Genomic DNA, 22,562 nt, shown 5'->3' with positions numbered 1-22,562 from the left:
GCCGGGCTGGGGCATGTGACCACCCACGCCAGGACTACCCTGAGCGCATGACCGGCACAGTCTCTGCCCTCGAGCTGGGCTATTCCTTCTGCCCGAACGACACCTTTATCTTCTACGCACTGCACGCCGGGCGGGTGCCCGCACCTCTACCGGTGCGCGAGGTGCTGGAGGACGTGCAGACGCTGAACGAATGGGCGGCAGCGGGCCGCCTCCCCATCACCAAGATCAGCTACCGAGCGTACTTTGAGGTGATGGACCGCTACGTCGCCCTGCGCTCGGGGGGCGCGCTGGGCCGCGGCGTGGGGCCACTGGTGGTGGCGCGGGAGGCCCTGGGTGACCTGAATGGGCGCCGGGTGGCCTCACCGGGGGCGCTCACGACCGCCGAACTGCTGCTGCGCCTCGTCTCCCCCGGGGTGCGGCCGGTCCGCATGCGCTACGACGAGGTGATGCCCGCCGTCGCGCGTGGGGAGGTGGACGCTGGACTCATCATCCACGAGTCGCGCTTCACGTACCCGCAATACGGCCTGATGCGGCTCCTGGACCTTGGCGCGTGGTGGGAAGGCGAGACGGGGTTGCCCCTCCCGCTGGGCGCGATTCTGGTGCGGCGCGACCTGCCGCAAGACGTGCAGCGCGGCCTGAATGCCGCCGTTCGGGCCAGCCTGGAGTACGCGTATGCCCATCCGCAGGAACCGATGAACTACATCCGCCGGCATGCCCTGGAGATGAGTGATGACGTGATGCGCGCGCATATTGATCTGTACGTCAATGGCTTGAGCCTGGACGTGGGCGCGGAGGGCGAGCGGGCCGTGCGCGAACTGCACCGCCGGGCGGTGGAGGTGGGCGCCGCACCGCCCTCGAACCTGCCACCCTTTGTGGATTTGGCCTAAAGCCTACCCGTTAAGAAAAAGCTGAGAAGGTAAGCGGGAGAAAGGTCAGCCCTTTTTCGGGCATGTGATGCTGCCCGGCGGAGGACTAGACCCCATGCGTGGATCCCTGCTTGTTGCCCTGACGGCGGCGCTGGCTGGCCTGGGGGCCGTGCTGGCCCAAGGCTCAGCGCCCCCGACCGGCCCCGCTCAGACGACCATTCCCACCCCGCGCCCGCTCCCTGCTCCCGAGCCGCCCGTCAGTGCCACGGTCACCCGCAATGAACCGCGCGCCCTGGGCTTTACCCCCGACAAGCTGGCCCGACTGAAGGTTCCGGCGGGCTTTCAGATCAAGGTGATGGCGACGGGCCTCGGCAACGCGCGGATGCTGCACGTGATGCCTGACGGCGGGATCTACCTCACCCGGCGTGCCCAGAACGACATCTGGTACCTCAAGGACGTGAACAAAGACGGCCTCTTTGACGCGGGTGAGCGCCGGATGGTCGCGCAAAACCTCCGGCTGGTGCACGGGCTGGACGTCAAGGACCGCAAGCTCTACGCCGTGGGCGAAAAGACGATCTGGGTGATGGACATGGCGCAGGACGGCAGCCTGGGCGTGCCGCGCGTCTTTGCCGACGGCTTTCCCGACGCCGGGCAGCACCCCGCGCGGGGACTGAAGTGGGGGCCAGACGGCTACCTCTACGCGTCTTTCGGCTCCACCAACAATGACACGCCCACCCAGAACCCGGAGGAGGCGAGCATCCTGCGCATTCGCCCGGACGGGCAGTGGCGCGAAGTGTACGCGCGGGGCCTGCGCCACACCATCGGCTTTGGGTGGCATCCGGTCACTGGGGTCTTCTACGGGATGGACCAGGGCAGCGACTGGCACGGTGACAACCTGCCGCCCGAAGAGTTGAACGTGCTTCAGCGCGGGCGCAACTACGGCTGGCCCTTCTGCTACGGTGACCGCCGACCCGATCCCTACACCAACTCCAGCCAGCTTCCCGGCCGGATCACCAAGGCCGAGTACTGTTCCCTCACCCAAGGGAGCCTGCTCAACTACACGGCACACGCTGCGGCCATCGGCCTGACCTTCTACACCGGCACCCAGTTCCCCGCCGAATACCGCAATGACGCCTTTGTCGCCTTCCGGGGGTCCTGGAACCGCTCGGCCCCCAGCGGCTACGAGATCGGCCGTATCAACTTTGACGCGGGGAACCGCCCCACCGCCATCGAGCCCTTTGTCACCGGCTTCGTGTACCAGGAGGGCGGCGAGTGGAAGCAGTTCGGGCGAGTGGCGGGCGTGGCGACGTACACGGATGGCAGCCTGCTCTTTACGGACGACCAGAGCGGCGTGATCTACCGCGTGCTGTACACCGGAGGCCAGCAATGAAGCTTCAGACCAAGCGTTCCCTCGCCCTGGCGACACTCGCCCTGGGCGCAGCGGTGGCGGGCGGGGCCGGTGCCCCCATGACGATGGCCCCGGCGAGCACCCCCCTCAGCGCGACAGCCACCCTGCGGGACCCCGCCGGACAGGTGCTGGGCACCGCCCGCTTCGTCCCGCAGGGGATGGGAGTACAGGTCACCGTGGAGGTGCGCGGTCTGACGCCGGGCCAGCACGGGATGCACGTCCACGAGTACGGGCGCTGCACCCCCGGCGTGGACGAGGCGACGAATACCGTCGTGCCCTTTGGCGGAGCGGGCGGGCACTTTGACCCCGGCATGAGCAAAAACCACGACGACCCGCAGGCAGACAACACGTACGGGCACGGCGGCGACCTGCCCATGCTGAACGTGGACGAGGGCGGGGTGGGCCGCGCCAGCTTCACCACCGACAAGATCAGCCTGAGTGGGATGAACGGTGTCCTGAACCGCACCCTGGTGGTCCACGCCCGTCCCGACGACTACAAGACCGACCCGGCGGGGATGTCGGGCGCCCGTGAGCGCTGCGGCGTGATCGTGCGTGACACCTTGAGGGCGACCGACTACACCCTGCCCGGTGCCCAGGACTTCCCGGAGGGCGTGGCCTACGACGCCCGCCGGGGCGTGATCTACACCGGCAGCGCGGTGAACGGCACCATCTACGCGATCAACGCGGCAACCGGGGCCGTCCGCAAGTTCCAGGAGGGCGGGGCGCTGGGCCGTCAGGCCGCGCTGGGGCTGAAGGTGGACGGGCAGGGCCGCCTGTGGGTCGCGGGTGGGGCACAGGGCACGGTGAGCGTCCTCACGCCGGACGGGATGACCCTGAAGGTCCTCCAGACGCCCCCGTCACCCAGTCCCTACATCAACGACCTCACGCCCGCGCCCGACGGCAACGTGTACGTGACCGACTCCACCCGTCCGGTCATCTTCCGGGTAGACCGCAACCTCAACCTGACCGCGTGGCTCGACCTCGCCGGGACGCCGGTCAAGTACGGCCCCGGCATCAACCTCAACGGAATCACGGCGACCCCGGACGGGCGCTCGCTGCTGGTGGTGCAGACGAACACGGGCGAGCTGTGGCGCATCGACCTGCGCACCAAAGCCGTGCGCCGGGTGATGACGGGCCTGATGAGCGGCGACGGCCTGCTTCTCGACGGCCGCACCCTCTACGTGGCCCGCAACAGGGATGGGGTCGTGAGCAAGGTGAGCCTCTCGGCGGATTACGGAACGGGACAGCTCGTCGCAGAAGAACCCGTGCGCGGCCTGCGCTTTCCGGCCACGCTGGCGCTGGTCGGCGGTGACCTCGTGGTGACGCAGGCGCAGCTCGACCGGCTGATGGCGGGGACCCCCCCGGAAACTCCTTTCCGGCTGACAAGGTTCCGAAAGTTCTAGGCGCGTGGTCAACAACCGGCGCGCGGAAAGAGCCCCGAAGACATTTTCGGGGCTTTTTCTCCTGGCCGCTCCTTATGGGGAGCCCCCACGCGCTGCGTTTACTTGTTTTGTGACAGCCGGTCCAACACCAGGCGGCTCACACTCTTGAGCGTCTCAAAGACGCCGTTTCCGGTGTGGGCGGTCGCCTCAAACAGCTGCAGTTCCTTTTTGGGGTCAACCACAGCGCGGATCATCTCGACGGGCAGCGCGCCCTCGATATCGCGCTTGTTGACCTGGAGAACGATGGGCACGTCACGGACGTCAATGCCGTACTCCGCAAGGTTCTCGCGCAGGTTGCGCATGCTTTCGGCGTTGGCGCGCAAGCGGTTGGGCGCAGAGTCGGCCACAAAGACGATCCCGTCTACGCCGCGCAGAATGAGCTTGCGGCTGGCGTTATAGAACACCTGGCCCGGCACGGTGTAGAGATGAAAACGGGTCTTGAAGCCCTGCACGGTGCCGAGGTCAAGCGGCAGAAAGTCGAAAAACAGGGTGCGCTCGTCTTCGGTCGCGAGGCTGACCATCTCGCCGCGCAGATGGGGAGGCACCTTGGAAAAGACGTGCTTGAGGTTGGTGGTCTTACCGGACATGCCGGGGCCGTAGTAGACGATCTTGCAGTTGATCTCGCGCGCCGCGAAGTTGATGGTGCTCATCTCTTTTCTCCCCCTTTAGCCCAGCAGGTCGTCCAGCAGGGCACTGGCGCCCTTGGAGAAGTCCTCGCTGAACTGCATGGGCGGCGCGTCCTGAAGCTCCTGAAGGATCGCGGCAACCTGCGCGATGGTCTTTTTGGTGTGGACTTTCACCCGGCCCAGCGGCACCGAGACGTCAAAGATCAGGGTGAGGAGGGCCTGGTCACCCACCGACTCCACGTATAGGGTGCCGTTCTCTCCCTGATGAATCTGCTCACTAAAGGTGCGCTCACCCAGCATGTTGGCAAGCGCTGCTGTCGCCGCAGCGTTGCTGGCCACAAGGGTCGCCACGCTGTCGAGGGCGGGCGGCCGAGGCGCCCAGAGGGCTTCTTTGTGCGAGAGCACAAACCCCTTGCGGTCGACGAGCAGGCAGTAGCGAACGCCGGTGGCCGCCAGCAGTTCTTCCAGGTGGCGGTCAACCCGGTCAAAGGCGTCGCCATACAGCGCGAGGGAAGGTTCAATCATGGCCAGGGCAGTATAGAAGCGGGTTTCACACGGCAATCTGACAAGCGAAGGGCCCTCACCCGGCAGCGGCCGAATGCGGGGTAAACTCCCGCGCGTGAACTCCGGACGGCTGGTATGGACGGCAGTGCTGGCGCTGCTCGCGGGGGCGGGGGCGCGTTCGGTCGCGATCGGCGGCGTGGTGCAGGCGGCAGCGGTGGAATCCAAAGTGCTTGGCGGCAGCGAGGCGCTGGCCGTCTGGACCCTTCCCCGCCTGGGGGTGGCCGTGCGCAACGACCCCCAGGACGTGCGTCTGTTGTACGGCGGGCGGGAACTGCGCTTTACGCCGGGCCGGGGCTGGCGGGCCGTAGGCTTCACTCTGCCCGCAGAGACCCGCCTCGGCACTCCAGAACTGGTGGGCGGCAGCCTGTATGTGCCGCTTGCAGCAGTCCGGCTGCTGGGCGTGCGGGTGGTGGTGGACGCACCGGACCTGCTGGATTTTGCCGCGCCTGCCGCCATCCCCCCCGAAACGCTGCCGCCCTCACCGGACGCTCCAAGCACCGGGAGCGCGTCTGCGCCTCCCCCGGTTGCGTTCCCCAGTGCCCATCTCGACACGGTACGGGTCAGCCGCACGATGTACCGCACGGTGGAGGTGCAGCGGGTGGTCTTGGAACTCAGCGGCCAGGTTCCGCACGAGGTGGTGCGCGAGTCGGGCGGCCTCCGGGTGATTCTGCCGGGCGTTCGCGCGACCCCTTCCCGGCAGACGCTGGCGAGCGGCGACATCCTCAGCATCGAGGCGGGGGGGCAGCAAAACCGCCCGCAGACCACCGTGCAGCTGTACACCGGCGGCGGCACCAGCGAGATTTTCACCCTGGAAAACCCCTACCGGGTGGTGATCGACACCACGACGCTGCTGAGCCGCAGCGTACCCCCGCCCATCAACACCGAGGCGCTGCCGGAGGGCGTCAGCTACCGCGTGCAGGGCGGACTGCACCTGCTGAGTTTTGACCCGGCCCGCTTTCAGCCGCGGGTCGTTACCGCACCCCTCGGAACGGCGCGGGATGTGGCTTCCCTGGTGCGGGAAGCGGGCGGTGTCGCGGGCGTCAACGGCGGGTACTTCGATCCGGTCAGCCGCCTCCCGGTTGACCTCGTCGCGGTCGGCGGCTTGATGACCGCGCCCAGTCTGGAAAAACGCGCGACGATCGGCTTCACGGCGCAGGGAAGCACGGTGTTCGGCTATCCTCGGCCCCGCTACGTGCTCCAGGGCTCTTTCGGCAGCGTCACGGTGAATACCGTGGGAACCAGGGTGCGGCGTGAGCTTCTGACCGCCTTTGTGGGGGACGGCCGCAACGCGGTGGGCGACACCGGGCTCACGACGCTGTACCTCACCCCGGGTGCGTCCACGGTCAGCCGCGTCACCACCGGACGGAACGTGCCGCCCCCCGGTACGCTCGCCCTCACCTTTGATCCGGCCCGCTTTCCGCAGCTGCCGCGAACCGCCGGAGCCCCCCTCACGACCACGCTGAACTGGCAGGCGGAGGACGCGCCCTGGAACGAGGTGCAGGATGCCCTGAGCGCCGGGCCGCTGCTGGTGCAGGGTGGGCGAGTCGCGCTGAATCCCCGCCGCGAAGCTTTTAACACCCTGTCGAGCGTCTGGCGGCCCACACGGCAGGTCGCTTTTGGGATGCTGGGCGAAAAACCCACCATCGCCTATCTGGAACACGGTACCCCGGAAGCTTTTGCCGCCGCACTCGCCGCCGCCGGAGTGCGTGACGCCGTGCGGCTCGACAGCGGTTCCAGCGCCACCGCCTACCTCACGGCCGGGTATGGGGACCTGGGCGGTTACCTGAATACCGTCTGGGGTCAACCGGTGCCCAACGCCATCGTGTTGGTGCCCAAGGTGCTGGGCGCCAGAAAATAGGCGCCGCTAACCGCGGACCTGGAGCCGCTCCATCAGCCGCACAAAGGCTTCCGCCGTCACCCGCACGTCGCCCAGCGAGCGGTGACGGCCCCCAGGCGCGAAGCTGAGGCCCAAGCGCCCGGCCAGCACGTCGAGGTTGTGGGTCCGCTCCTGGGGAAAGGCCCGGCGAGAAAGCTGCACGGTGCAGTACTCGGCGGGCGGCGCCCACACCAGGCCGTGCCGCCGAGCAGCGACGCGCATAAAGCTCCCGTCAAAGCCGATGTTGTGGGCGGCCACCGCCGAGTCACCCACAAAGTCCAGAAACTCGGGCAGCACCCGCGAGAGGTCCGGCGCGTCCTGCACCATCGCGTCGCTGATCCCGTGGACGCGCTGCGCTCGCCAGGGAATAGACAGCAGCTCGCCTGCCCCGTTCACCGGCCGCACCAGCGTCTCGAAGCGCTCGGCCTCCACCACCCGCCCGTCCACGACCCGCAGCGCGCCGATCTCCACAATGGCGTCCCGCTCGGGAGACAGGCCGGTGGTTTCCAGGTCGAACACGACGACATTCACGGACCCCAGGGTAACAGGCGCAGCGCCGGGGATGAGCCGTGCGGACCAACCAACCCCAGGTCTCCCGGGCTAGCCGGCCTCACCCGTCCCCTTCATCAACGCCGCAAGCGCCTCCTCCTTCCCCTTGGCTTCGACCTCGATCCAGGGCACGTCCCAGTAGGCACGGGGCACATGCGCGATCAGGTAGCTGTGCCGGCGGTCCTGGGGGCCCTGTAGACCGTTGGAGAGGTGAACCACCTGCCACTCAGGGGGGTGCCAGGTCCGGCGGGCCTGGAGCACCCACGCGCGCACACTGGGGTCTTCCTGATCGGGTAAGCCCTCGCGAACCACGTGATGGTGGGCGTCAAAGACAAAGGGCACGCCGGCCTGCTCACAGACGGGGAGGAGCTCGGCGGGGCCGTAGGCGCGCTCGTCGTTTTCCAGTCCCAGGCGCAGGCGGACAGCGTCGGGCAGGTCGGGAATCAAGGCGGCGAGGTCGGCTCCGCGCCCGCCCTTGCCACCGTGCAGAAGCAGGAGATTCCAGGTGGTGCGCTCAAAACCGAAGCGGTCGAGGGTCTCGGCATGCGCGGCAAGGGTGCGGAGGCTAGAGCGGCGCACCTCGGGCCGGTCACTGTTGAGCACGATGAACTGCTCGGGATGCATGAGCACACGAATCCCGGCCTCGCGGAAGGCCTGCCCGGCGGCCCGCAGCTGCGGCGCGAGGTGGTCCAGCACGGCCCGCCCGGTGTCATCCCCCTCCAGGTCGAACATCGGAAAGAGGCTGGAACTCAGGCGGTAGAGCCGAATGCCCCGGGCGGCACAGAAGGCGGCCGCCCGCTGCACCCGCGCCACGTTGTCGGCGTAGAGGTCAAGCAGTTTCGCCTCCCGCTCCGCAGGGGACAACACCTGATAGCGCGACAGGGTGATGGTGCGGAAGCGGATCTCTGGCCCGACCGTCAGGCAAACCAGGCCGTAGGCGGGGGCCCTCAAGCGCCTTCCCTTCCTGTCTCTCCCCAGCACATGGCTCACAGTCTGCGGCAGCGCTGGGGGCAAACCGTGGGAACAAGCGCAGTTTGCCTTTACCCTCGAAGGACTCCTGCTGGGGCTTTAGCTTGGGTGCCCCTCGAGCGCCGCGTGTGCCCAGAGCAGCAGCGCCTCTGTCTCGTCCCAGCCCACGCAGGCGTCGGTCACGCTCACGCCGGGCTGAAGCTGCGTGAGGTCGGCAGGGATGGGCTGCTTGCCGGGGCGCAGGTTGCTCTCCAGCATCAGCCCCTTCAGGGCCGTTTGCCCAGCAAGGCGCTGACCCAGCACGTCGCGCCAGACGAGGGCCTGGCGGGTGTGGTCCGAGCCGCTGTTGGCGTGCGAGCAGTCCACCATCACGGCGGGGATCAGACCGGCGGCGCGCATCAGCTCGGCAGCCTCCTGCACGAATGGAGGCGCGTAGTTGGGCCCCGATCGCCCGCCGCGCAGGATCACGTGCCCGTCGGGATTGCCCTTGGTGTGCACGATGCAGGCCCGCCCGTCATCGTCCACAGTGAAAAAGGCGTGGGGGTGACTCGCGGCCACAATGGCATCCACCGCGAGCTTGAGGCCGCCGCCGGTGCCGTTCTTGAAGCCCATCGGGGCGCTTACCGCGCTCGCCATCACGCGGTGGGTCTGTGACTCGGCCGTCCGTGCCCCCAGGCAGGCCCACGCCACCGCGTCAAAGAGGTACTGCGGCGCGAAGGGGTCGAGCAGCTCGGTGGCAACCGGCAGGCCCAGTTCGCAGACGCGGATCATCAGCTCGCGAGTGCGGCGCAGCCCCGCGTTCATGTCATTCGCGCCGGTCATGTCCGGGTCGATCAGGGCCCCGCGCCACCCCACGGTGGTCCGCGGCTTGTCCACGTACACGCGCATCTGGACTTCCAGACGGTTTTGCACCCGTGCCCGCAGACGGGCCAGGCGCTCGGCATACTCGGCGGCCTGCCCGAAATCATGAACCGAACAGGGGCCGACCACCACCAGCAACCGGTCGTCACGCCCGTGCAGGATGTCCTGTGCGGCCCGGCGCCCGGCCAACACGGTGCGCTCGGCCGCCGGGGTGAGGGGCAGAGCCCTTTTCAGCTCGCGGGGTGTCACCAGGGGCGTAAAGCCCGTGACGTTCAGATTCTCGGTGCGACCAGTCGGCAGGGGAAAATGGGTCATCACACACCTCAAAGAACAGGCCCGGAGGGTCGATTTCCTCCGGGCGGCTCGTGCTGGATAGCGCTCGCCTCAGACCCGGGGACACCCGAACCAAAAGAACAACGCGGCGCCAGGGAACATGGCAGGGAGTGTACGCCCGCTCCCCCCCGCGGTGGGGCAGGCCGTCTAGCCGGGGAACCGGCTCCTCTCCCAGCGCGTAACGGCTGCCATGAAACGCCTCCTCGCCCTGATGCTCACTGCCCTCGCGCTCGCGGCGGGTGTGGCGGACGCCCAGCGCCGCAGCGGCGGCAGCTTTGGCGGCAGCCGCGGTTCCGGCGGGTTCAGAGCTCCCCGCTCCCTACCTCCCGCCCACACGTCCACCCGCACCCCTAGCAGCGTGCAGCAGAGCGCCGCGAACCGGGCAGCGGTCCGTGTGACGCCCGCACAACGAGCAGCCTGGAACAACGTCAAGCTTCCGGCGGGAGTGCCGCGCCGCGCCCTCACCTACAGCACCACGAGAAGCGCCCAGTACCCCTACGAGCTCGCGCCGGGTCGGTACTTCCCGTATCCCCAGAGCGACTACCGCAGCTGGGGAATCGGTTCTGACCTCCTCAAGTACGCCCTGGTGTTGACTGCGGTGAGCAGCGCAGCGGACGCGCTCGACGGGCCGGACGTGGTGGGCCATCCGGTGCCCACCCCTGGAGACGCGAGTTCAAAACAGGAACCGAACCTGTGGACCTTTGCGGGCGTGGGGTTCTTGGCCGCTGCCGCCGCATGGTGTTGGGTGGGCCGTCGCCGCTAAGAGGCCGCGTTCGCTAGACTGGCCCCCGGTCGGCGGCACAACCGTGCTGGCCGAGGATGGAGGGCTGGAGGGGGACAGCCCACAGGCTGACGCTCGGCACCGCACCGTCCTCTTGGGGACGGAGGTGGTGTCCTGGAGGTGACCATGACCAAACAGCTCATCCCAGAGGGGGGTACAGGATGACGCTCGCCGTCTTCCTCCCCTTTCTGCTTTCTGCTCTGGCGGCCTGGCTGGGGCCACGCCTGGGCCGCCGCACCGGATACGTTGCGGCGCTCGCCTTCCTGCCTGCGCTGCTGCTGGCCGCGCCGCTTGTCCGGCAGCCGGGAGTTGAGCCCGCGCTGGAAGTGACACGCTGGGTCCCTGATCTGGGCCTCGAGCTCGCCTTTCGGGGAGACGGCTTCTCGCTGCTGTTCGCGGTCCTGATCGGCGTGATCGGCACGCTGGCGAGCCTGTACTCGGTGGCGTACCTGTCGGAGTGGGAGCGCTTTGGACGCTTCTACGCCTACCTGCTCCTCTTTGGCGGCTCGATGCTCGGGCTGGTGCTGAGTGACAACCTGCTGGCCCTGTTCGGCTTCTGGGAGATGACCAGCGTGACGAGCTTTCTGCTGATCGGGCTGTGGCATACCCGTTCTGCCGCGCGTGACGGAGCGGTCAAGGCGTTTTTGGTGAGTGCGCTGGGTGGGCTGGGACTGCTCGCGGCAGTGGCCCTCCTGAGCATTGCGGGCGGAAGTTCCTCTCTGTCCGGGCTGGACGTGGAGGCGCTGCGGGCTTCGCCCCTCTTTGTCCCCGCGCTGCTGCTCACGCTGCTGGCGGCCTTCACCAAAAGCGCGCAGCTTCCGTTTCACCTGTGGCTTCCCACCGCGATGGAAGCGCCTACGCCCGTCTCCGCCTTCCTGCACTCCGCCACGATGGTGAAAGCGGGTGTGGTGCTCGTCGCCAAGCTGGGGCTGCTCTTTGGCACCTCGCCGCTGTGGCCAGGCATCACCGTGCCCCTCGGGCTGGCCACGCTGGTGTGGGGGGCCTGGCTCGCGCTGCGGCAAACCGACCTCAAGGCGCTGCTGGCCTATTCCACCGTCTCGCAGCTCGGCCTGCTGATGAGCCTGTATGGGCTCGCGAACCCAGCGGGCAACTTTGCCGCGACCGCACACCTGCTCAACCACGCGGCCTTTAAGGCGGCCCTCTTTTTCGTGGTGGGCATCATCGACCACGAGACGGGCACGCGTGAGCTTCCCCAATTGGGCGGCCTGCGCAGACAACTGCCCGTCACCTTTGCCGTGACCCTCCTCGCGGCCCTGAGCATGGCAGGTCTGCCGCCCCTGGGGGGCTTTGTCAGCAAGGAGCTGTTTTTTGAGGCGATGCTGAAGCAAGGGCCCGCCTGGATCGCGGTCGCGGTCCTCGGCAGCGCGCTGACCTTTGCCTACACCTTCCGGCTGCTGCGGGTGTTCCTGGGAGCACCCCGCGCTCCGGCAGGTGCCCAGCCCCACGAAGCCCCGCTTGGCCTGACCCTGCCTGCCGCGGGGCTAGCGGCCACCGCGCTGACCTTTGGACTGCTGCCGAGCAGCGCCGAGGCCCTGACCCGCACGGCACAACACGCCCTGAACTTCGCCACCTTTTCCGGGCACCTCCGCTTGTGGCACGGCGTGACGCCCGCGCTGCTGGCGACACTGCTCACCTGGGGGCTGGGGGGCCTGCTGGTGTGGCAGGCGCGCCGCCTTGAGTCCTGGCAACGGCGGCTCACCCCGCGCTGGAACGCCAACAGCGTGTACTACAGCCTGCTTGAGGCGGTCAATGTCCTCTCCTCGCGGCTGATCGCACGCACCCAGGGGCTGGCGCTCCCCGACCAGTTGAGAATCATGCTGACCGCTGCGGCCCTCATCGCGGGCGTGGGCGTACTGCGCGCCCCGCAGGTGTTTCACCCCATCGGCACCCTCCCGCTGGGCGTGCTGCCGGTCGCCGCCCTGCTTGTCACCGGGGCCATCGGCGTGCTGCTGGCCCGCAACCGGCTGACCGCCGTGGTGGTCACCGGCCTGACGGGGTTCGGAAGCGCCGCCGCTTTCCTGGCCTTCCGCGCGCCCGACCTGGCCCTCACACAACTGCTGGTGGAGGCCGTGACGGTCATTCTGTTCCTGCTGGCTTTTCGCTACCTGCCGGGCGGGCGCGACCTGCCGCGCAGCCCCCTGCGGTACGGGATAGACCTGCTGCTGGCGGGGCTGGCCGGGGTGGGGGCAACGCTGCTGGTGCTGTCCAGCGTGCGCTTTCTTGCGCCGCCCATCTCGCCGTACTACCTGGTCAACAGCTACACGGGAGGCGGCGGCAAGAACGTCGTCAACGTGCTCTTGGTGGATTTCCGCGGCTTTGACACCCTGGGTGAAATCACCGTGGTCGGCATCGTTGCCCTGGCCATCCTCAGCCTGGTTCGTCTGGGAAAACGCGGCCACACCCCCTCCGACCGCCTTCCGCCCGAGGGGGAACGCCCATGAGCCCAAAACGCAAGCACTCGGCTGCGCCCTCCACCGCCCCCCTGACCAACGATCCGGTGCTGCGCAGCGTAAGCCGCGCCGTGTTCGCGCTGGTGCTCCTGTTCGCCCTGCTGCTGTTGTGGCGCGGTCACAACGCGCCTGGGGGCGGCTTCATCGCCGGACTGATGACCGCCTGCGCACTCATTCTGCACCGCATGGCCACGGGTGAAAGCGCCCTGCGCCTCGACCCCATCCGCCTGCTGCCCTGGGGCCTGGCCCTCTCCTTTGGTACGGGCTTGGTGCCCTACCTGCTGGGCAAACCCTACCTCAAGAGCGACTACGGCTACATCAAGACGCCGCTGACCGGCGAGTTCGAATGGGCGACCGCGCTGCTCTTTGACCTCGGCGTGTACCTCCTGGTGGTGGGAAGTAGCCTCGCTATCGCCTACGCCCTGACCGAGGTCAACCCGCAGGAGACGGTGGAGGGGGACGAATGAGACGGCTGGCTGCTTTTCCGGGGGTCCGCTGATGGAAACCCTTTTTGCCCTGCTCATTGGCCTGCTGGTCGCGGCGGGCGTGTTTCTGCTGCTGTCCCGCAAGATTGTGCGGGTGGTGCTGGGGCTCTCCTTTATCGCCTACGCGGGAAATCTGGCGATCCTGACCGTGGCGGGGCTGGGCGAGAAGAGCCCCCCCCTGCTCACGTTGCCGGGACCGTACATGGACCCCCTCCCCCAGGCGCTCATCCTGACCGCCATCGTGATCGGCTTTGCCACGACGGCGCTGCTGCTCACGGTGGCGCTGCGGGCCTATCAGGTGGCCGGGCATGACGACGTCGCCGCCTTTGGGGACAATCTGGCCCGCGAACCGCAGGCCCACGACGGAATGACCGCCGATCCCGAGCACCAGGGACCGGACCTCCCCGACGTGCTGCAGGCCGACCCCGAAGACACGCCGCCGGGGAGGTCCGGATGAGTGACCTGTCCTGGCTCCCCCTCGCGCCGGTTCTCACCCCGCTGGGGACTGGGCTCATGCTGTTGTGGCCCTGGGCCCGGCGGGTGCGCGTCACCCTCTCGCTGCTGGGGACGCTGGCCACGCTCGCTTTTGCCGCCGCGCTGCTACTCGCCACCGCAGACGGTCAGGTGCTCGTCAGCGCTCTGGGGGGCTGGCCCGCGCCCTTTGGCATCGTGATGACCGCCGACCGCCTCGCCGCCTGGATGAGCCTGCTGGGCGCGGTGACGGCGGTGCTCACCGTGTGGCAGGCGGGCGCCGAACCCGACCCGGTGCGTGAAAAGCACCACCTCTTCGCCCTCCTCCAGTTTCTGTTTGCGGGCGTGCAGCTCTCCTTCCTGACCGGCGACCTCTTCAACCTCTTCGTGGCCTTTGAAGTCATGCTGGTTGCCTCCTACGCCCTGGCCGTGCTGGGCTCCACCCGCGAGGGGCTGCGCGAGGGCTTTCGCTACATCGTGATGAACCTGGCGGCGTCGGCGCTGCTGGTCGTGACCTGCGGCCTGGCCTACGGGGTGCTGGGAACGCTGAACTTCGCGCATCTGGCCCAGCGGTCCACAGCACTCGGACCCAACGCCACCGTGACAAGCGTGGGCGTGCTGCTGCTCATCGTGTTTGCGGCCAAAGGTGCCCTCTTTCCGCTGGGGTTCTGGCTGCCGGGCACCTATCCGGCGCTGCCGCCCGCCGTGGGGACCTTCTTCGCGGCGGTGCTCACCAAAGTGGGGGTGTACGCGCTGCTGCGGGTCTTTACAACGGTGTTCACCCAGGAGGCGGGGGTCACGAATCCCCTGCTGCTGCTCCTCGGCACCGTCACCATGCTGTACGGGGCGTTGGGCGCCGCCTCACAGCACGAGTGGCGGCGCGTCCTGTCCTTTGTCGTCATCAGCTCGGTGGGCTACCTCGCCTTCGGGCTGGGGGTGGGAACGCCCGAAAGTGTGCGGGCCACCGTGGCCTACCTCGCGGTGAGCGTGCTTGTGACCGCCGCGCTGTTCACCATCGCTGCTGTGGCAGAACGCGCGAGCGGCACCCGGCGGGTGCGGGTACGGGGCATGCTGGAATTTCTGCCCCTGCTTGCCGGGTGCTTCCTGCTGTGCGCGCTCACGGCCGCCGGCTTGCCGCCAAGCGGGGGCTTTCTGGCCAAGTACGCGCTGGTGCGCGCGGCCCTCGCCCAAGGATCCGCCCTCGCCGTCTTGGCGGTGGCCAGCGCGCTCCTGAGCAGCCTGATCACGCTCTACGCGCTGCTCAGCGTATGGCGCGGCTTTTTTTGGGGGAGGCATCCGGCTGCGCTGCCGGTTCTGCCCGTATCGCCGCTTTTGCGCTCGGTCGCCTATGCCGCCACAGGCCTGGTCGCGGGGCTGACCCTCTTGGCCGGGCCGCTCTTCGGCTGGGCACAGGCCACCGCTGCCGAGCTCAGCCGCCCCGAGGGGTACATCCAGGGCGTGCTGGGTGATGAGCCCGTCGTGATTCCCCCACCACCCACCGAACAGGAGAACGCACCATGAAGGGCTTCACGCTGAACCTCCTGCTGGCCGCCGTGTGGGCCCTGTTTGCCGGCGAGGTCAGCACGCGGGAGCTGGCCGCCGGATTCGTGCTGGGGTTTGGCATCCTGGCCCTCTTCCCGCAGGCGCTGGGCACGCGGGGCTACGTGCGGCGGACGCTGGCTGCCCTGGGCTTCACGCTGTTTTTCCTGCGTGAACTCACGCTGGCCAACGTGCAGGTGGCCCTCTTCGCCCTCCAGCGCCGCCCGCGCCTCAACCCCATGATTGTGGCTGTCCCGCTACGGGTGTCGGGTGACCACGCGCAAACGCTGCTGGCCGCGGCGATCACCCTGATGCCCGGCACCGTCGCCCTGGGCTTCAGCGCGGACCGCCGCCTGCTGTACGCGCACGCCATCGGGGCAGAAAGCGCCCAGGCCGCACGCGCCAGCATTCTCAAGGTCGAAGCCCACCTGCTGCGCTGTCTTACGCCTGTCCCCCAAGGAGCTGCCCTATGATCATCCATCTCGCCCTGGGCATCGTCACCCTGTCGGTCCTGCTGGTCACGTACCGTGTGCTGCGCGGTCCCTCGTGGGGGGACCGTATCATGGCCTTTGATTTCCTCAGCGTAAACCTGGTGGTGCTCTTTGCGCTGATCGCCGTCAAAACCCGCCTGCTCGTGATGCTCGATGCCGCGCTCGTCCTCAGCCTGCTGGGCTTCCTGTCCACGGTGGCCCTCACGCGGTACCTGCTGCTTGGAAGGGTGATGAAGTGAAACAGCTTTCGGTGGAACCAGGACGCCATCCTTGTCAAACCCGACCGAAGGGAGAAGAAAAAAGGACGGATTCCAGAAGGGTGTTCGCCTTTGGCGCTTTGCTGCAGGCTACGGCTGGAGCTGGAATCCGTATGCAGCGCCCCGCCAGCGGCTGGCCCGGGTTTGCGGGAGCGCGTCATGGCTGACGTTCATCCGCTGCGGGATATTCCCATCCTGATCGGGGCGTTTTTCGTGTTGACGGCGGCGATTGGGGTGCTGCGTTTTCCCGACCTGTACTCGCGGCTGCATGCGAGCAGCAAGCTGGTCACCCTGGGCTCGGCGGGCATCTTCCTGGGGGTAGCGCTCGAACTCCGTGACACGGCGGCCTTTACGCGGCTGGCCGCCGTGCTGCTGTTTCAGTTTCTGACCACGCCGCTCACCGCCTACCTGATCGCGCAGGCCGCCTACCTGCGGGGTCTTCCGCCCGCCCTAGGAAACGGCAGCAGGCGGGGCATCGACGAGTGGGGCGCGCTCGGCCAAGCGCCCCACGTCGCCCAGGCCGACCGCAACGCGCAACAGGCGATGACGGCGGAGGGAGAATAGGGCGGTTTCTTCCGCCAGGGCCGCAGGCCGAGCACTGGGCGGCTGGGCTCCGGCCCTCTCTGCTAGGCCCCGATCTGCCGCAGCTTCTCCACCCGTTCCGCAAGGTCGGCCAGCCCCAGGCCGCGCAGAGCCTTGGCCGCCCGCCCCACGCCCGCCGCGTCCACCCGGCTTTCGTTCCAGCCCGCGATCAGCATCGCGCAACCCTGAAGCGCCTCCGCAACCTGCTCCTTGTGAAACATCGCAGCGAGGTTGCCGGGCCGCTCGGGTCGCGTCTGCTGCACCTGGGCCTGAACGTCGAGCACGACCTGCATAAACACCTGATCGAGCCGTGCGCGGTCCTCGCGCGAAATGGTCTGGTCCTGAGCGTCCGGTTCCTGCGTCATGGCTGCAGTCTAGAGGACCTCCCTCCCCGGCCGCTTAGCCCCGTACGAAGGGCGCAAGAATGAGCGCGGCAAGGAAGGCGCCGACCACCCAGTACGCCACGCCGGACAGCAGCAACGTCACGGCGGCACTCACGCTGTCGCGGAGGTTCATGCTGGACTGCACGGCCAGGTAGCCAAAAAAGATCAGCAGAGCGGCGATCACCACGCCAACAATCCAGCCCAGGATGGGGATGATGCCCAGCAGGGTTCCCAGAATGCTCAAGGGCACAAAAAACAGGGCAAAGGTATAGGCCACCTCGGGATAGGTTCCGGTACCGCGGAACAGCGAGCGCCCGATGAGATAGACCGCTCCGGTAAAGATCACGAACTGGAGGGGAATCAGGATCAGGCGCGTGACGAACTGGCCCAGAAAGGTCACGCCCTCGTGAAAGGGCGCGAACAGGGCACCGATCACGGCGGACACCAGGGCGGCAAGCAGGACGTAGGTCAAGGCCTGCCCCACCCCGCCCCGGCGCTCAAACAGTTCGAAGGTGGCGGGCGCAGGACGGGTCAGGACCGCAAGGCTCTGGCGGAACATGTCTCCAAGACTGGCCTGCAAGCGGGTCGGGGTCGTCATGCTTTAGGGTACGGGCGAGTGGGCCCGGCCGTTCCCGGAGGCCAGCACCCTAAAGAGAAGGTGAAGCGGCAGCTCGGCTGGGGAAGGGTGAACGGCCCTTGCGTCCTGCCCGTGAGACAATTGTCAGCATGACGGATCAGATGCCCTCCCCCGAATCCGGCGAGACGCCGACCCCCAGCGAGACGCACAGCGGGTTCGTCGCCATCGTCGGCAAGCCGAACGTCGGCAAGAGCACGCTGCTCAACAGCTTCCTGAACACCAAGGTCGCGCCGACCAGCCCGCGCCCGCAGACCACCCGCCGGGGCGTGCGCGGCATCTACTCCACCGACACGCACCAGATCGTCTTTGTGGACACGCCGGGCCTGCACAAGCCCAAGGACGCGCTGGGCAAGTACATGAACCAGGAAGTGCAGAGTGCCCTCGCGGACGTGGACGCGATCCTCTGGGTGGTGGACCTGCGCCACCCGCCGACCGAGGAGGACGAGCTGGTGGCCCGCCAGGTGCGCGACCTCCCCAAGCCGCTCTTTTTGATCGGCAACAAGACCGACGCCGCCAAGTACCCCGACGAGGCGATGAAGCTCTACCGCGCCCTGCTGGAGGGCCGCACGGGCGAGACGCAGGACGTGATGCTCAGCGCGCAGAACAACCCGCAGGCGGTGGCGACCCTGCGGGAACAGGTGCTCGACACGCTCCCCGAAAACCCCTTCTTCTTCCCGCGCGGCGCGGCCTCGGACCAGACCCGCGAGCAGTGGGCCGCCGAGATCATCCGCGAGGAGGCGATGAAGCGGCTGCGCGAGGAGCTGCCCTACGCCGTCGCCACCCGCGTCACGAGCTGGACCGAGCGCGAGGACGGCCTTCAGCGCATCGAAGCCGAGCTGATCGTGGAGAAGAACGCCCACAAGGGCATGGTGATCGGCGCGGGCGGCAAGATGCTGCGCGAGATCGGGCAGGCGGCCCGCAAGCAACTGGAAGTCTTCCTGAGCCGCAAGGTGTACCTGGGCCTGGAAGTCATCGTGATCCCCGGCTGGCGCGAGGACGAGGAGGCGCTGCGCGAACTGGGGTACGAGTAAAGCCGTCAGCGGTCAGCCGTCAGCTTTCAGCGAGAGGAGGGGCGGGCGCTCAGGCGTTCGCCTTTTCGCCGGGCTGGTACAGCTTCGCCCACTCGCGCAGGGCATCCTCGTAGAAGAGTTTCGTCTGGTACATGCGAATCTGTCCGGCCACGTACAGCGCCCCGAACTCCTCGCGGCTGACGTAGCGGGCTTCGGCCACCTCATGCGCGAAGGTGGGGCGGAGGGTCTGTCCGGGAAGCGGGTCAGCCAGCCAGACCGTGCGGAGAATGTGGGCCCCATCGGGAAAGCGGCCCAGGTAGGTGTTCAGGTACTTCACCAGCCGGACGCGCAGGCCCGTTTCCTCGTAGGCTTCGCGGACGGCGGTGTCCTGCGGATTCTCGCCGTCCTCCACGCTGCCGGAGGGGATGTGCCACAGCCCGGCCTTTTGCATCTGGCCGGGCGTTCCAAGTTCCCGCACCAGCAGGATGTCACCGCGTCCATTGAGAATCACCACGCCGCTCGCGCGAAGGGTGACGGGTATATGCGTCTTCTCACCGTGCTGCATCAGCCCGTCACCCGCCGGATGTGCGCCAGGTGGTGTTGCCCGTGCCACGCGTACATGGCGGCGAGGGTATCCACGGTGAACGTCTGTCCAGACGCGGGATGCGTCCACTCGCGTGCCCACTGCCCCGGCGTGAGGGCTCCCAGCAGGGCAGTCCAGCGAGCATGCAGGCCGTCCAGCAGGCTCAAACTGGGGCCGAGGGGCAAACCCATGTCGGGCAACTGCGCCCAGTCCCCCTCCTCGTAGGGTTTCACGGTCGGGTTCACCTCGGTCAGAGCGAGCTTCAGGCGCACCACCGCGTTCATGTGGCTGTCCGCCAGATGGTGAACGACCTGCCGCACCGTCCACCCGCCGTCCCGGTACGGGGTGTCCAGCACGGCATCCGGCTGATGGGCAACGGCGGCGCGAAGCTGGGCGGGAAAGGCACGAATGGCCTGGACAGCCTCCGCCCGCTCCCGGGGCGTCAGCGTGAGGGGCTGCGGCAGCGGGCCGAGGGGGTAACGGGTGTCCGTCACTCGCCCGCCTCCTTCCGCGTCCACCGCTCGGCGTCCCGGGTTTCGATCTTCTGCATCATCCGCTCAAAGCCGCGTTCCAGGCTGAGGCCACGCTCGTTCGCCAGGCAGATCATCACGAACAGCAGGTCCGCCAGTTCCAGTTCCAGGTCGCCCGCGTCCTCGCCGGGCTTGGGCGTCTTGCCGTGCTGGTGGGCAATAACCCGCGCGACCTCGCCGGTTTCCTCGGTCAGGCGGGCCATCAGCAGGAGGGGCGGAAAGTAGCCTTCCTCAAACTGCCCGATATAGGCGTCCACCCGCTGCCGCGCTTCCTCAAAGGTCAGACTCATGCCCCCAGCCTAAGAAAAAAACCAGACGCACGGAGACGGCTGGTCGCTCAACGAATGTACAGGTATGTCTCCGCCACGTCCCGGTCAGCCACCGCGTACGGCTGGACGTACTGGGTGGTCACGGTATTCCAGCCGTTCACGTCATAGGTGCCGCTCAGCACGAGTTCGGTGGCTGGACGCACTCGGGTAAAGATCGCGCGGACGCGCTGGAGGCCGGTGGGCGGGGCGACGTTGTAGGTGACGCCGTCCTGCGGGCGAGGGAAGACCGTGGTGCCGGCGGGGACATAGGCCCCCCGGATCAGCGTGCTCGCGTACCCGTTGGGCTGAAGTGCCACGAGCGTGACGTAGCCGGGCGTGCGGGTGGTGAGGCGGAAACGCACGGCCTCGCCCACCCGGTAGGTCGCTCCTTCTCCCCGGTCAGGGCGTAGGTCGGCGATCAGGTTGCCGCCCCCCGCGAGCGCAAGATTCGAGCGAACAGAAAGGGTGCACGAGCTGAGGCCCAGGGCCAGCCCTCCGAGGAGAAGTGCAGTACGGCGCATAGAGGCAGCTTAGTCGTCTCGCCTGACGGGCTCCTGAGGGAAAAGGCAACGTCTCCCCCGGTTCTTCCAAACCCGCTGGAAGGTCACGCAAGGCAGGATGCGGCTTGTTCGCTGCGGAGTAGCATAGGCCTATGCCCCGCCCGCTGCGTCTCCTCGCTGCGCCCGTGGTCACCCTGCTGCTGTCAGTGCTGGCACCCGCTGGGGAAGGGCAGGTGCTGCCGCCCGCCCACCCCGTGCTGCCTTCGGTGGCCACCGCCCGGCCCCCAGCGGCTCTGTCCACCAGCGGGGCCTATACCATCGACCGTTTCTTCGCCGACCTGAAAGCGGGCCATGTGGAACTGGTGACGCTGGACGGGGCGGGCAACGCCTCGGTCTACCTGACGGGCGGCGGGCGTCCCCAATCGGTCGTCGTTCCCCCGGACGCGGCGACGCTGGCTCGGCTGCGGGCGGCCAACGTGCCCGTGCGGGTGCTGGCGGGTGGCTCGGCCTTCGGCTGGATCGGGCAGGTGCTGCCCCTCATCGTCACCGCTCTTATCCTGCTGGTGCTCTGGCGCACGCTGCGCGGGACGTCGGGGGGCAGCTCGGCGGGGGCGTTCGGCAAATCGAAGGCGGCGGTGATTGCGGAAGGGCAGGTGAAGCTGACCTTTGCGGACGTGGCGGGCTGTGACGAGGCCAAGCAGGATTTGCAGGAGGTCGTGGATTTCCTGCGTCACCCCGAGCGTTACCACCAGCTCGGCGCCCGCATTCCCCACGGCATCCTGCTGGTCGGCCCCCCCGGCTCCGGCAAAACCCTGCTTGCCAAAGCGGTCGCGGGAGAAGCCAAGGTCCCCTACTTCTCCATCAGCGGCTCTGACTTTGTCGAGATGTTTGTGGGCGTTGGCGCTGCTCGTGTCCGCGACCTGTTCGAGCAGGCCAGAAAGGCCGCGCCCTGCATCGTCTTTATCGACGAGATCGACGCGGTGGGGCGCAAACGCGGCGTCAACCTCCAGGGCGGCAACGACGAGCGCGAACAGACGCTGAACCAGCTGCTGGTGGAGATGGACGGTTTTTCCAGCGGGCAGGAGGTGATCATCCTGGCGGCGACCAACCGCCCGGATGTGCTGGACGCAGCGCTGCTGCGTCCGGGCCGCTTTGACCGTCAGGTGGTGGTCGACGCCCCCGACGTGCGGGGACGGGAGCTGATTTTGAGGATCCACGCGCGCAAGAAGCCGCTGGACGCCAGCGTGGACCTGGGGGTGATCGCCCGCAGGACGGCGGGAATGGTGGGCGCGGATCTGGAGAACCTGCTGAACGAGGCGGCGCTGATGGCGGCGCGCGAGGGACGCAACCGGATCGTGATGCGGGACGTGGAGGAGGCGCGGGACCGCGTGCTGATGGGACCGGAGCGGCGCAGTCTGGTGGTGCGGGAAGCCGACCGCAAGGTCACCGCCTACCACGAGGTCGGCCATGCCCTCGCTGCTCAACTCCTCCCGCACGCACACCGGGTGGCGAAACTGACGGTGGTGCCACGCGGACGGGCCGCCGGGTTCATGCTGCCGGACGCGGACGACAGCCTGCACGTCACGCGCCCGGCCCTGGAAGACATGATCGCCGTGGCGCTGGCGGGCCGTGCGGCAGAGGAGGTCGTGTACGGCGAGGTCACCACCGGCGCCCAGAACGACTTTCAGCAGGCGACGAACCTCGCGCGGCGCATGGTCACCGAATGGGGGATGTCCGCTCGCATCGGCAAGGTCGCCCTGGCGCAGCAGGACGCGGGCTTTCTGGGCGGGGGGCCACACCTGCTGCCCATGAGTGAGGCGACCGCCCGGGTGGTAGACGAGGAGGTCAGCGCTCTGATCGGTGCCGCCTACGACCGTGCTCGCTCCCTGGTGCGCGAGCACCTTCCCCGCGTCCACGAGATCGTCAACGTCCTGATGCACCGCGAGACCCTCAGCGGCGAAGAGTTCGCCACGCTGCTCGCTGGAGGCACCCTGGACGAGCCGCCAAGCGGCCCGGCCCCCGCGCTCCTGCCCGCCTAGG

25 protein-coding genes are annotated in these 22,562 nt (G+C 68.1%); 14 read left to right on the top strand and 11 right to left on the bottom strand.

Translation table 11 applies throughout. From position 1 onward, the window contains the following. Positions 1-47: 47 nt before the first annotated feature. From EI73_RS12270 to EI73_RS12260, 3 genes are all read left to right on the top strand, one after another. Positions 48-887: a 1,4-dihydroxy-6-naphthoate synthase gene (locus tag EI73_RS12270; protein ID WP_034387076.1), complete on the top strand. Its 840-nt coding sequence runs from the start codon at positions 48-50 to the stop codon at positions 885-887. A 94-nt stretch (positions 888-981) separates the two neighbouring features. After that, positions 982-2,256, top strand: a complete 1,275-nt coding sequence (locus EI73_RS12265; RefSeq protein WP_034387073.1) for a sorbosone dehydrogenase family protein — start codon at positions 982-984, stop codon at positions 2,254-2,256. Then, positions 2,253-3,677, top strand: coding sequence for a superoxide dismutase family protein (locus tag EI73_RS12260; RefSeq protein ID WP_034387071.1), 1,425 nt, complete (start codon positions 2,253-2,255; stop codon positions 3,675-3,677). Before EI73_RS12265 ends, EI73_RS12260 begins: the two co-directional genes overlap by 4 nt. A gap of 98 nt (positions 3,678-3,775) precedes the next feature. Here the strand turns inward: EI73_RS12260 and EI73_RS12255 are convergent, their stop codons facing one another. Together EI73_RS12255 and EI73_RS12250 are read right to left on the bottom strand one after the other, a co-directional pair. Further along, the gene (locus EI73_RS12255) at positions 3,776-4,366 is read right to left on the bottom strand and encodes an ATP/GTP-binding protein (protein WP_034387068.1); all 591 of its coding nucleotides are present in this window, start codon (positions 4,364-4,366) and stop codon (positions 3,776-3,778) included. Positions 4,367-4,381: 15 nt separating this feature from the next. Continuing rightward, positions 4,382-4,867 carry a roadblock/LC7 domain-containing protein gene (locus EI73_RS12250; protein ID WP_034387065.1) on the bottom strand — a complete coding sequence of 162 codons (486 nt, stop codon included), beginning with the start codon at positions 4,865-4,867 and terminating at the stop codon, positions 4,382-4,384. A 73-nt stretch (positions 4,868-4,940) separates the two neighbouring features. Here EI73_RS12250 and EI73_RS12245 point away from each other — a divergent pair, with 73 nt between their 5' ends. After that, a complete protein-coding gene (locus EI73_RS12245; RefSeq protein ID WP_051935516.1) occupies positions 4,941-6,764 on the top strand; it encodes a phosphodiester glycosidase family protein in 1,824 nt (607 codons plus the stop codon). Positions 6,765-6,770: 6 nt separating this feature from the next. Here the strand turns inward: EI73_RS12245 and EI73_RS12240 are convergent, their stop codons facing one another. From EI73_RS12240 to EI73_RS12230, 3 genes are all read right to left on the bottom strand, one after another. Then, positions 6,771-7,313 (bottom strand): PolC-type DNA polymerase III, encoded by a 543-nt coding sequence (locus tag EI73_RS12240; RefSeq protein ID WP_034387062.1) that lies wholly within the window; start codon positions 7,311-7,313, stop codon positions 6,771-6,773. 69 nt (positions 7,314-7,382) lie between these two features. Further along, the gene (gene uvsE, locus EI73_RS12235; protein WP_034387060.1) at positions 7,383-8,282 is read right to left on the bottom strand and encodes a UV DNA damage repair endonuclease UvsE; all 900 of its coding nucleotides are present in this window, start codon (positions 8,280-8,282) and stop codon (positions 7,383-7,385) included. A 117-nt stretch (positions 8,283-8,399) separates the two neighbouring features. Beyond that, the gene (locus EI73_RS12230; RefSeq protein WP_034387057.1) at positions 8,400-9,476 is read right to left on the bottom strand and encodes a 3-deoxy-7-phosphoheptulonate synthase; all 1,077 of its coding nucleotides are present in this window, start codon (positions 9,474-9,476) and stop codon (positions 8,400-8,402) included. 208 nt (positions 9,477-9,684) lie between these two features. On the opposite strand from EI73_RS12230, the gene EI73_RS12225 reads away from it, so the two are divergent. The 8 genes from EI73_RS12225 (at position 9,685) to mnhG (ending at position 16,553) form a co-directional block, all read left to right on the top strand. Further along, complete coding sequence (locus tag EI73_RS12225; protein ID WP_034387055.1) at positions 9,685-10,257, top strand: hypothetical protein; 573 nt, start codon at positions 9,685-9,687, stop codon at positions 10,255-10,257. 179 nt (positions 10,258-10,436) lie between these two features. Further along, entirely contained in the window at positions 10,437-12,737 is a 2,301-nt protein-coding gene (gene mbhE / locus EI73_RS12220) for a hydrogen gas-evolving membrane-bound hydrogenase subunit E (protein WP_034387052.1), read from the top strand. Beyond that, complete coding sequence (locus EI73_RS12215; protein WP_034387050.1) at positions 12,734-13,213, top strand: Na(+)/H(+) antiporter subunit B; 480 nt, start codon at positions 12,734-12,736, stop codon at positions 13,211-13,213. The genes mbhE and EI73_RS12215 overlap by 4 nt, the downstream gene beginning before the upstream one ends. 31 nt (positions 13,214-13,244) lie before the next feature. Further along, positions 13,245-13,688: a sodium:proton antiporter gene (locus EI73_RS12210; protein ID WP_051935515.1), complete on the top strand. Its 444-nt coding sequence runs from the start codon at positions 13,245-13,247 to the stop codon at positions 13,686-13,688. Further along, a complete protein-coding gene (locus EI73_RS12205; protein ID WP_034387047.1) occupies positions 13,685-15,223 on the top strand; it encodes a proton-conducting transporter membrane subunit in 1,539 nt (512 codons plus the stop codon). Before EI73_RS12210 ends, EI73_RS12205 begins: the two co-directional genes overlap by 4 nt. Next, on the top strand, positions 15,220-15,714 hold the full coding sequence (locus EI73_RS12200) for a Na+/H+ antiporter subunit E (RefSeq protein WP_034387044.1): 495 nt from the start codon (positions 15,220-15,222) through the stop codon (positions 15,712-15,714). The genes EI73_RS12205 and EI73_RS12200 overlap by 4 nt, the downstream gene beginning before the upstream one ends. After that, the gene (locus EI73_RS12195; RefSeq protein ID WP_034387041.1) at positions 15,711-15,971 is read left to right on the top strand and encodes a monovalent cation/H+ antiporter complex subunit F; all 261 of its coding nucleotides are present in this window, start codon (positions 15,711-15,713) and stop codon (positions 15,969-15,971) included. Before EI73_RS12200 ends, EI73_RS12195 begins: the two co-directional genes overlap by 4 nt. A 177-nt stretch (positions 15,972-16,148) precedes the next feature. Next, positions 16,149-16,553, top strand: a complete 405-nt coding sequence (gene mnhG, locus EI73_RS12190; protein ID WP_034387039.1) for a monovalent cation/H(+) antiporter subunit G — start codon at positions 16,149-16,151, stop codon at positions 16,551-16,553. 62 nt (positions 16,554-16,615) lie between these two features. On the opposite strand, the gene EI73_RS12185 is transcribed toward mnhG, so the two are convergent. Together EI73_RS12185 and EI73_RS12180 are read right to left on the bottom strand one after the other, a co-directional pair. Beyond that, positions 16,616-16,936 carry a hypothetical protein gene (locus tag EI73_RS12185; protein WP_034387036.1) on the bottom strand — a complete coding sequence of 107 codons (321 nt, stop codon included), beginning with the start codon at positions 16,934-16,936 and terminating at the stop codon, positions 16,616-16,618. A gap of 34 nt (positions 16,937-16,970) precedes the next feature. Continuing rightward, the gene (locus EI73_RS12180) at positions 16,971-17,552 is read right to left on the bottom strand and encodes a YIP1 family protein (RefSeq protein WP_034387033.1); all 582 of its coding nucleotides are present in this window, start codon (positions 17,550-17,552) and stop codon (positions 16,971-16,973) included. A 128-nt stretch (positions 17,553-17,680) separates the two neighbouring features. On the opposite strand from EI73_RS12180, the gene era reads away from it, so the two are divergent. Further along, positions 17,681-18,622, top strand: a complete 942-nt coding sequence (era, locus tag EI73_RS12175) for a GTPase Era (protein WP_034387029.1) — start codon at positions 17,681-17,683, stop codon at positions 18,620-18,622. A 49-nt stretch (positions 18,623-18,671) separates the two neighbouring features. On the opposite strand, the gene EI73_RS12170 is transcribed toward era, so the two are convergent. Genes EI73_RS12170 through EI73_RS12155 form a run of 4 tightly spaced genes read right to left on the bottom strand, consistent with a single transcriptional unit; the run spans position 18,672 to position 20,543 of the window. Then, entirely contained in the window at positions 18,672-19,166 is a 495-nt protein-coding gene (locus tag EI73_RS12170) for a Nudix hydrolase (protein ID WP_034387027.1), read from the bottom strand. Next, positions 19,166-19,678, bottom strand: coding sequence for a YfiT family bacillithiol transferase (locus EI73_RS12165; RefSeq protein ID WP_034387025.1), 513 nt, complete (start codon positions 19,676-19,678; stop codon positions 19,166-19,168). Before EI73_RS12165 ends, EI73_RS12170 begins: the two co-directional genes overlap by 1 nt. Further along, entirely contained in the window at positions 19,675-20,004 is a 330-nt protein-coding gene (locus tag EI73_RS12160; RefSeq protein WP_034387023.1) for a nucleotide pyrophosphohydrolase, read from the bottom strand. Before EI73_RS12160 ends, EI73_RS12165 begins: the two co-directional genes overlap by 4 nt. 47 nt (positions 20,005-20,051) lie before the next feature. Then, complete coding sequence (locus EI73_RS12155) at positions 20,052-20,543, bottom strand: DUF4384 domain-containing protein (protein WP_034387021.1); 492 nt, start codon at positions 20,541-20,543, stop codon at positions 20,052-20,054. A gap of 131 nt (positions 20,544-20,674) precedes the next feature. Here EI73_RS12155 and ftsH point away from each other — a divergent pair, with 131 nt between their 5' ends. Continuing rightward, complete coding sequence (gene ftsH / locus EI73_RS12150; protein WP_034387019.1) at positions 20,675-22,561, top strand: ATP-dependent zinc metalloprotease FtsH; 1,887 nt, start codon at positions 20,675-20,677, stop codon at positions 22,559-22,561. Position 22,562 lies beyond the last annotated feature (1 nt).

This window comes from Deinococcus sp. YIM 77859, from assembly GCF_000745175.1.
Lineage (GTDB): Bacteria > Deinococcota > Deinococci > Deinococcales > Deinococcaceae > Deinococcus.
This window is presented reverse-complemented; position numbering and strand designations above follow the sequence as displayed.

Bases quoted from the DNA above. Each gene is read 5' to 3' on its own strand.
- EI73_RS12155 (WP_034387021.1), bottom strand. From the start codon at position 20,543: ATGCGCCGTACTGCACTTCTCCTCGGAGGGCTGGCCCTGGGCCTCAGC.
- EI73_RS12180 (WP_034387033.1), bottom strand. From the start codon at position 17,552: ATGACGACCCCGACCCGCTTGCAGGCCAGTCTTGGAGACATGTTCCGC.
- EI73_RS12225 (WP_034387055.1), top strand. From the start codon at position 9,685: ATGAAACGCCTCCTCGCCCTGATGCTCACTGCCCTCGCGCTCGCGGCG.
- EI73_RS12260 (WP_034387071.1), top strand. From the start codon at position 2,253: ATGAAGCTTCAGACCAAGCGTTCCCTCGCCCTGGCGACACTCGCCCTG.
- EI73_RS12210 (WP_051935515.1), top strand. From the start codon at position 13,245: ATGGAAACCCTTTTTGCCCTGCTCATTGGCCTGCTGGTCGCGGCGGGC.
- EI73_RS12160 (WP_034387023.1), bottom strand. From the start codon at position 20,004: ATGAGTCTGACCTTTGAGGAAGCGCGGCAGCGGGTGGACGCCTATATC.
- EI73_RS12230 (WP_034387057.1), bottom strand. From the start codon at position 9,476: ATGACCCATTTTCCCCTGCCGACTGGTCGCACCGAGAATCTGAACGTC.
- EI73_RS12250 (WP_034387065.1), bottom strand. From the start codon at position 4,867: ATGATTGAACCTTCCCTCGCGCTGTATGGCGACGCCTTTGACCGGGTT.
- mbhE (WP_034387052.1), top strand. From the start codon at position 10,437: ATGACGCTCGCCGTCTTCCTCCCCTTTCTGCTTTCTGCTCTGGCGGCC.
- EI73_RS12200 (WP_034387044.1), top strand. From the start codon at position 15,220: ATGAAGGGCTTCACGCTGAACCTCCTGCTGGCCGCCGTGTGGGCCCTG.
- EI73_RS12255 (WP_034387068.1), bottom strand. From the start codon at position 4,366: ATGAGCACCATCAACTTCGCGGCGCGCGAGATCAACTGCAAGATCGTC.
- ftsH (WP_034387019.1), top strand. From the start codon at position 20,675: ATGCCCCGCCCGCTGCGTCTCCTCGCTGCGCCCGTGGTCACCCTGCTG.
- EI73_RS12215 (WP_034387050.1), top strand. From the start codon at position 12,734: ATGAGCCCAAAACGCAAGCACTCGGCTGCGCCCTCCACCGCCCCCCTG.
- EI73_RS12195 (WP_034387041.1), top strand. From the start codon at position 15,711: ATGATCATCCATCTCGCCCTGGGCATCGTCACCCTGTCGGTCCTGCTG.
- era (WP_034387029.1), top strand. From the start codon at position 17,681: ATGACGGATCAGATGCCCTCCCCCGAATCCGGCGAGACGCCGACCCCC.
- EI73_RS12170 (WP_034387027.1), bottom strand. From the start codon at position 19,166: ATGCAGCACGGTGAGAAGACGCATATACCCGTCACCCTTCGCGCGAGC.
- EI73_RS12245 (WP_051935516.1), top strand. From the start codon at position 4,941: ATGCGGGGTAAACTCCCGCGCGTGAACTCCGGACGGCTGGTATGGACG.
- mnhG (WP_034387039.1), top strand. From the start codon at position 16,149: ATGGCTGACGTTCATCCGCTGCGGGATATTCCCATCCTGATCGGGGCG.
- EI73_RS12205 (WP_034387047.1), top strand. From the start codon at position 13,685: ATGAGTGACCTGTCCTGGCTCCCCCTCGCGCCGGTTCTCACCCCGCTG.
- EI73_RS12270 (WP_034387076.1), top strand. From the start codon at position 48: ATGACCGGCACAGTCTCTGCCCTCGAGCTGGGCTATTCCTTCTGCCCG.
- EI73_RS12185 (WP_034387036.1), bottom strand. From the start codon at position 16,936: ATGACGCAGGAACCGGACGCTCAGGACCAGACCATTTCGCGCGAGGAC.
- EI73_RS12265 (WP_034387073.1), top strand. From the start codon at position 982: ATGCGTGGATCCCTGCTTGTTGCCCTGACGGCGGCGCTGGCTGGCCTG.